The organism is Bifidobacteriaceae bacterium, assembly GCA_031281585.1.
Classification (GTDB): domain Bacteria; phylum Actinomycetota; class Actinomycetes; order Actinomycetales; family WQXJ01; genus JAIRTF01.
On record JAITFE010000157.1, the window covers coordinates 1 to 6,838 of the forward strand.

The 6,838-nt window shown below is 66.1% G+C and carries 6 protein-coding genes; 1 reads left to right on the top strand and 5 read right to left on the bottom strand.

Annotation, left to right across the window (positions count from 1 at the left end):
* A partial coding sequence (locus LBC97_16155) for a DUF4143 domain-containing protein (protein MDR2567549.1) occupies nt 1-1,234 on the bottom strand: 1,234 nt, incomplete at its 3' end.
* Between the two features lie 147 nt (nt 1,235-1,381).
* Between LBC97_16155 and LBC97_16160 the strand changes: the two genes are divergently transcribed.
* Complete coding sequence (locus LBC97_16160; GenBank protein ID MDR2567550.1) at nt 1,382-1,972, top strand: DUF4291 domain-containing protein; 591 nt, start codon at nt 1,382-1,384, stop codon at nt 1,970-1,972.
* Between the two features lie 64 nt (nt 1,973-2,036).
* Here the strand turns inward: LBC97_16160 and LBC97_16165 are convergent, their stop codons facing one another.
* From LBC97_16165 to LBC97_16180, 4 genes are all read right to left on the bottom strand, one after another.
* Nucleotides 2,037-3,689, bottom strand: a complete 1,653-nt coding sequence (locus tag LBC97_16165; GenBank protein ID MDR2567551.1) for a TROVE domain-containing protein — start codon at nt 3,687-3,689, stop codon at nt 2,037-2,039.
* A gap of 635 nt (nt 3,690-4,324) precedes the next feature.
* A complete protein-coding gene (locus LBC97_16170; protein ID MDR2567552.1) occupies nt 4,325-4,720 on the bottom strand; it encodes a hypothetical protein in 396 nt (131 codons plus the stop codon).
* Complete coding sequence (locus LBC97_16175; protein MDR2567553.1) at nt 4,717-5,754, bottom strand: inorganic phosphate transporter; 1,038 nt, start codon at nt 5,752-5,754, stop codon at nt 4,717-4,719. The genes LBC97_16170 and LBC97_16175 overlap by 4 nt, the downstream gene beginning before the upstream one ends.
* A gap of 5 nt (nt 5,755-5,759) precedes the next feature.
* Entirely contained in the window at nt 5,760-6,380 is a 621-nt protein-coding gene (locus tag LBC97_16180; protein MDR2567554.1) for a DUF47 family protein, read from the bottom strand.
* Between the last annotated feature and the right edge of the window lie 458 nt (nt 6,381-6,838).

Genomic DNA, 6,838 nt, shown 5'->3' on the forward strand with positions numbered 1-6,838 from the left:
CCCAGATGGCGCTGAACGGCAGCGCGATTATCCGGTCTCCCAGTTCGCGGGCTATCGGCCCGGCGTGGAACACCACGCCGCGAACAAAGGAGTCCCCGAGTTCATCGCGGAGCCACATCAGGTGCTTGCCGTCGGCCTTGGTCACATTGGCCGAGGCCTTGACCTCGACACCCACGGTCTGTCCTCCCGGCCGTTCTAGGAGAAAGTCGATCTCGCGTCGCCCGTTGGAGTCTCTGAAGTGGAACAGTTTCGCCCGCTGCCGCGCGAACGGCAGTTCGGCGTGAAGCTGCGCGCCTACCCACGTCTCCATCACGCGCCCTCGCAGTTCGGATGCCAGCACCAGGCCGCTCGCGTCCTCGCCCATCAGCGCGGCCGCCAACGCGGCGTCCACAAGCAGCCTTTTGGGGGTTTTGACAAGACGCTTGACTCTGCTTGATGACCAGGGCTGGATGGCGGCGACAAGATGCAACCGCTCCAGCAACCGCTCGTAGCCGGCGCCCGTTGCCGCGCTGATCCCCGCCATCCGGCAAAGGCTCTGGTCACTGGTGACGCAAGCGGAATGGAGTCCAACCGCGGACAAGTAGCGGTCAAAGCGCGCGGCGTCGATTCCCACTGCGGCCAGTTGCGAGTCCCGGTTCACAACCTGCTCCAGATAGGACTCGAGCCAGGCCGGGCGGCTTCGCGCGGGGATGGTCAGCATCTCGGGAAAGCCGCCACCCAGGGCAAGGTCGAGGTAGTCGTCCGTCGCCAGTTCCGATGCCCCGGCACCCGCCAGTCGCGTGTCATCCGGCGCGAACAGGCGGTCCACCAACAAGTCGCCGGTCGCGGCACTCTTGAGCTCGCGCGCCGTCATCGGAGACATGCGCAATGCCACCACCCGTCCGGTCCCTGGCCATTCTTCCGCGGTGAGTCGCGCTCCGACACTGCCAGTCAACAAGAACCGACCGGGCCCAGTTCCCGCGTCGACGGCCCGCTTGACCGCGCCAAGTATCTCGGGTGCGGCCTGCCATTCGTCAAGAACGACCGGCTGCCCCACTGCACGCAGAGCCGCGTCCGCGTCGTCGTGGAAAGCCTGGGCCACAGCCTTCTGGTCGACGTGGACGACGTTCGACACCAACCGGCTGGCCGTTGTCGTCTTGCCGCACCCCCTGGGGCCCGCAATGCTGACGGCCGGCACGTCCTCGAACAACTCCGCGAGCGCCTTGTCCGCCATTCTCGGCAAGTAATTGATCACAAGCGTTTGACCTCTATGTTTGCATGTTTGCACGCCTTTCACTTTGATGTTAGCACGGTACTGGCTTGCACTTTTGCACAGGCCCGTAGAGTTTTCGCACGATGCCGTCCACAGGGTTCCGTAGTCGCCGCCAGTAGACTGGCCGCTATGGACGGGCAAATCCCTTTGCGGCAGGTGCGCGCGGTGTTCGATGACGTGTCGGTGACGGTTTACCAGGCGTATTCGCCTGCGATCGCGGACGCGGCGGTTGCGGCGGGACAGTTTGTGCCGCCGTTCAAGATGGGGCGCATGACTTGGATCAAGCCTTCGTTCTTGTGGATGATGTACCGCTGCGGGTGGGCCACCAAGCCGGGCCAGGAGCGGGTGTTGGCGATCAAGCTGGCGCGGTCGGGCTTCGACGAGGCGTTGAGCCGGGCGGTGCTGAGCACCTACGACCCGGACCTGTACCCGTCGCACGAGGAGTGGCGGCGGCAGGTCGCCACCTCCCAGGTCCGGGTCCAGTGGGACCCGGAGCGGACCCCTGCGGGAGGGGCGCTGCGGTGGAGGTCGGTGCAGATCGGTTTGCGCGGCGGGATTGTGCGCGCCTACGTGAAGGAGTGGACCCTCGGGATCGAGGACATCACCGACAAGGTCCGCGCCTGGGAGGTGCCCGCCCGCTCAGACCAGACCATCCTCCCGCCCGAACGCCCCTACCCGCTGCCGCCTGCAGCCGCCCAAGCCATCGGCGCCACCCCGTAAGAAATGGGGACGGTACCTATTTCCGGTCCCCGGAAATAGGTACCGTCCCCATTTCTCGTGTACCTCAAATGTCGCCCCGGATGAAATCGCTGATCACAGTGGGGACCGCCGCGTCGAATCCGGCAACGTCCAAGGTCCCCGGATCTGTCGGGTCGGCGATGCCACCCGCATGCGGAGTCAGCGCCACCACCACCAGTTTCGCGGCGATGCCCATCTTCTCTCGGTACCGTTGCAACGCCTCGTACGGATGAACGGGGCCGATCCAGGTTTGGTTGTCCGTGTAGATCACGAACGCGTCGAACTCAAGGCCTTCGGCGGCGGCCCACAGCATTGGCAATGCGCAATCGGTGGCGCCTCGTGGCAGTTGGCGAATCTGCCGGATCACGTCCTCGAGCCTTTGACGCGGCGACACGGCCAGGCGACTCAGTGCGAATCCCGGCCCGGTCACAATGCGCCCCGGCCAGGCCGGACTCCACGCCGGGCCAGCCCTGCCGCGGGTGAACGCCACGATTTCGCTGTCCTCTTCCGTCGCGGCGGTGACAAGCGCCATGGCGACTGAAGCCTCGCGCGCGCTGAGCGGGAAGCCGGCCACGGGAGCCGTCATCGACTCGGAAACGTCAAGCGCGAAACACAGGCGCCGGCCAGTGGGTTCCACGGCGCCAAACGCCGCGTAAAAGGCCTGATCAAGTGCGTCGACAACCAGTCGCGAGGGACGCCAGGTGCTTTCTCCCCGCGCACCACGCCCCGAAGCGTAAGTCTTCATGGCCGCCAACGCGCTGATCGGATGCACACGCGCCGCGCTCAAGCGCCCCGGATCGGCCAACTGTTGTGCGATAGCCCGGCCGCTGCGGCCCCGAGCCAGGCCGAGCTTGGTCAGGGCGGGCAACTGCCGCATCAACGCGGTCTGCGGGATGCCTTGCTCCAGGAGCACACCCCACACGCTCGCTGATTCCAGCGCCCAGTCAGGCAGCGCCTCCCACGGCATTCCCGTGTGGTCTTCGAGGATTCCGACCATTTGGCGAACGGCCTTGGAACCGCCGCCGCCGCCCAGGCGTTGAACCCGTTGATACGCTTCCGCCACGCCCGGAAGCTCGCCCCTAACCTCCCTGCCGCACGCCCAGTCGAACAGCGCGGCGCGCTCGGGTTCCGCTCCACGCGGGTGCGCCAGGCGCAGCAGGTCGCGGTGCGTCCAGCCTTCCCAATGCCGATATTTCACCATTTGATACGCGAGATCGTCGAGCGGCTTGTCGAGATACCAATTGCCGACCGCCGTGCGAAGCGCCCGTCCCCAGGACCGGAATCGCCGCGCGTAGTCCACGAATTGAAAGAGGTCCGACCCGGTTCGCGCCACCATCGGCAGGTGTCGCAGCACGTACTCCCGTCTGTCGGGGTCCGCCTCCGCAGCGGCGATCGCCAGGGCAAACAGCGCCGGCCCCCGCCTGGGCGCCCGCTCCGACGCTTGCGCGATGCCGTCGATCAAGGCGGGCAGCTCCAGGTGCGCCGTGCGCACCACAACGCGGGCATTCCACTTGGAGAGTTCCAGCGGAGGGGCGTAGTAGGTGCCACCGTCCGCCCCGACTGCGAGGAACCGGCGCATCCGTTGGACATCGGAGGCCCGCAAACAAGCGCCTCCAGCGGCGCCTCGAATCTGGGCCGCCTTCGCCCTCTCGGATTGCGGCACCGCGCGGGTCGAGATTGACTTCAACGGATCGCCCATAGCGGCGTGCGCCGTCCTTTCACGCTAACTCACGCAGAGGTGGCGCCGGACATGGAGTGCCCGCCGGGTAAGCGGGGCGCTCTCCCCGTACTGAGCTAGCCGGTCCGCCCGGAGGCGGGCCGTGCGGGATTCGAACCTGCGGCCTCCCCGTCCAGTAGCCGACGAGCTTCGGCCCGGCGCCACGCCGCCACCGTAACATGTTCCACTCTGGAAAGGCGACCGTGCGACGGCGGCGCGCTGGACGGCATCGGCGGCCTTGCCAAGCCTCCCGAAGCGCCGCGAGAGGCAGGCCGTAGATCCTTGTCGCCCAGAAGGTAGCCGTGCTCAGTGACGCCCAAGACCGCGCCGTTTTGCGGCCAACGGCCGAATGCTTCCGTTAGGGCTCACGGGGATTCGCTGGCAGTCAACGCCTCGAGACTGCATGCCGGCCAGGCGCATCGCCAAAGCCGAATCAGCCACAGCCCTCTTGCGCCGGCCGACTTGTCGGCTCGTGAGATTGGCTGTCCACGGTTTCAACTGCTTGGCCAAACGGTCCTTGACAAGCTCGCCGCCTTGATTCGCCCCGATCAGGCGCAACAAGTCGGATGAGCCCGTCAAGACGTAACGGCCGGGCGCGGGCCGGCCCAAGTTGGCTGTCACTGGGCGCAGCGGTCGTGTTTGTCCATCTCGATGGTGGTGAAGGCGTCCGTGAAAGCCTGGTAGTCCACGTCTTCGACGGGGATGGCTCCGCCCGCGGCCTTGATCATGGAGTCAAGTTCGCTCAGGATCAGCGCCCATTCGTCGGACAGGGAGGGCGGCCCCAGCGCCTTTAGGGACTCATACAAGGTCTTGGCGTCCGCGAGCGCCTTCTCATCGCCGTCGATCATGGCCTTCGCGTCCAGTTGGACTGCGGGCTTGGCGATCGCCTCGCAATAGGCCTCCGAGCTGAAACCGAGCGGCTTGTCTTCCCCGCAGCCGCTCAGGGCACCCAACCCGGCCAGCCCAGCCAACCCCGTCAGTGCCATCAGCGACGCGGCGATCCGCCGGTTCAAAACAGCCCGCTTACCAGTTGGATCGTCAAGAAGAACAGAATCGCGGTGATCCCGGCGGCGGGGATGGTCAGAACCCAGGCGGTCACAATGTTCTTCGCCACCCCCCAGCGCACAGCCGAAAGGGACCGAGTGGCGCCCACGCCCATGATGGCGCTGGTGATGGTGTGGGTGGTGGAGATCGGGGCGTGGATCGGGGTGAACGCGGCCAGGTAGAGGACGATCGCCCCGGTCGCCTCGGCCACGAACCCGCGCGCCGGATCAACCTGGATGACCTTGCGGCCCAGCGTGCGCATGATCCGCCAACCGCCGGAATAGGTGCCCGCCGAAATCGCGGAGGCGGCCAAAGCCTTGATCCAGAACGGGATCGGGTCGCCCGCCTCGTTCCAGCCCACCGCCATCGAAGCCATGAAGATCACACCCATGGTCTTCTGCGCGTCCTGAAGTCCGTGCCCCAACGCCAGGGCCGCCGCCGACCCGACCTGCGCCACCCGGAAGCGCCGCATGGTCTTGTGCGGCGAGGAGCGCCTGAACAGCCACAACGCCGCGATCATGCCGAAGAACGCCAACGTGAAGCCGATCGCGGGCGAGGCGACCATTGGGATCAGCACCTTCTCCCCGATCTTGCCCCATTTGACCGCCACGTCGTCCCACTGGATGATGATCGCCCCCAGCCCGGCGCCGGCCAAACCCCCAATCAAGGCGTGCGAAGACGAGGACGGCAGCCCGAACCACCACGTGATCAAGTTCCAGGTGATCGCGCCCAGCAGCGCGGCCAGCACAATCGAAAGCTGTTCGTGTTCGTCCAGCCCGCCCAGGTTGACGATCTGGGTGGCGATCGTTTCCGCCACCGCCGTCCCCATCAGCGCGCCGATCAGGTTCATGACGGCCGCCATGGTCAAGGCCGCACGGGGGCGCAGTGCGCGGGTGGACACGGCGGTGGCGATCGCGTTGGCGGCATCGTGAAAGCCGTTTGTGAAATCGAACGCGACCGCGATCGCCATGACCGCAACCGCGAGGATGATCTCCGGAGTCATGGAGGTCAGGACTCCTTGAGCGCGATCGTTTCGACGGTGTTGGCCACCCGTTCGAAGGAATCCGCAGCGTTTTCCAGCGCCTCGATCAATTCCTTCAGCTTCATGACAAGGATCGCGTCGGTCTCCGACTGGAAGAGATCGGCCAGCATAGCCCGGTAGGCGCGGTCCGCTTGGTTCTCCAGGCGGTTGATCTCCACCCAGTACTCGGACAGGCCGTCAAGCGAGCGCAGCCTGGGCATTGCCTCGGCCGTCTCCGCCGCCGCCCGCCGCAAAATGGTGATCTGCTTGCCGATCTTCTTCGGCAGCGTGTCGATCCGGTAGAGGACAATCAGGTCTGCGGCTTCCTCCATGTGGTCCATGCAGTCATCCAACGCGGACGCCAAGTCGTAGATGTCGTCCCGGTCGAACGGCGTGACGAAGCTCGAGTTCAGCTTCTTGATGATGGTGTGGGTGGACACATCTGCGGTGTGCTCGATCTCCCGCAGTTGGACCGCCAGGTCCACCCTCTCGTCAAAATCAGCCCCGATCATCTGTTCCAACACGTCAGCGCCGTCCACCAGGTGGCGGGCCTGGGCTGCGAGCAGGTCAAAGAACGACGTATCTTTGGGGGTCAAACTGAACCGCACGGGATCTCCTGCCTCACGTCAAGCACTAGCCGGAAACCAGATTAGGCCATGCGGGGCAGGTGGCTTGCCTGGCTGGTCTGGCCGGACCGCGCAGCGCCAGTCGGCGCGAAGGCCGCTCGTAGCGGCAAGTGTTGGAGCCCGGGGCTGGCGCGGCCCGGCCGCCCACCAGACTAGCGCCTTTCGGCGAAGCTAGCCGCCAGACCGGTCCCAGTCCCGGCCAACGACCCGCTTTCAGTTCGGTTTTCCAGTGCCCGATGCCGCCGCCCCACTTCCAGCCCACCCCGCCTATCGCTTCAGCCGCTCGGCCGGCGCCCCCGTCCGCGACACCGCCCGGAGCATCAAGCCTGGGGAAATGCTCCGCCGGTGGTCGGCATGGCGGAACATCAAGCCCGGGGAAATGTTCCGCTGGCGGGGCTGCTTTGGTGCGGGCTTCGGTGTTTGTCAGAGATCCAGGCGAC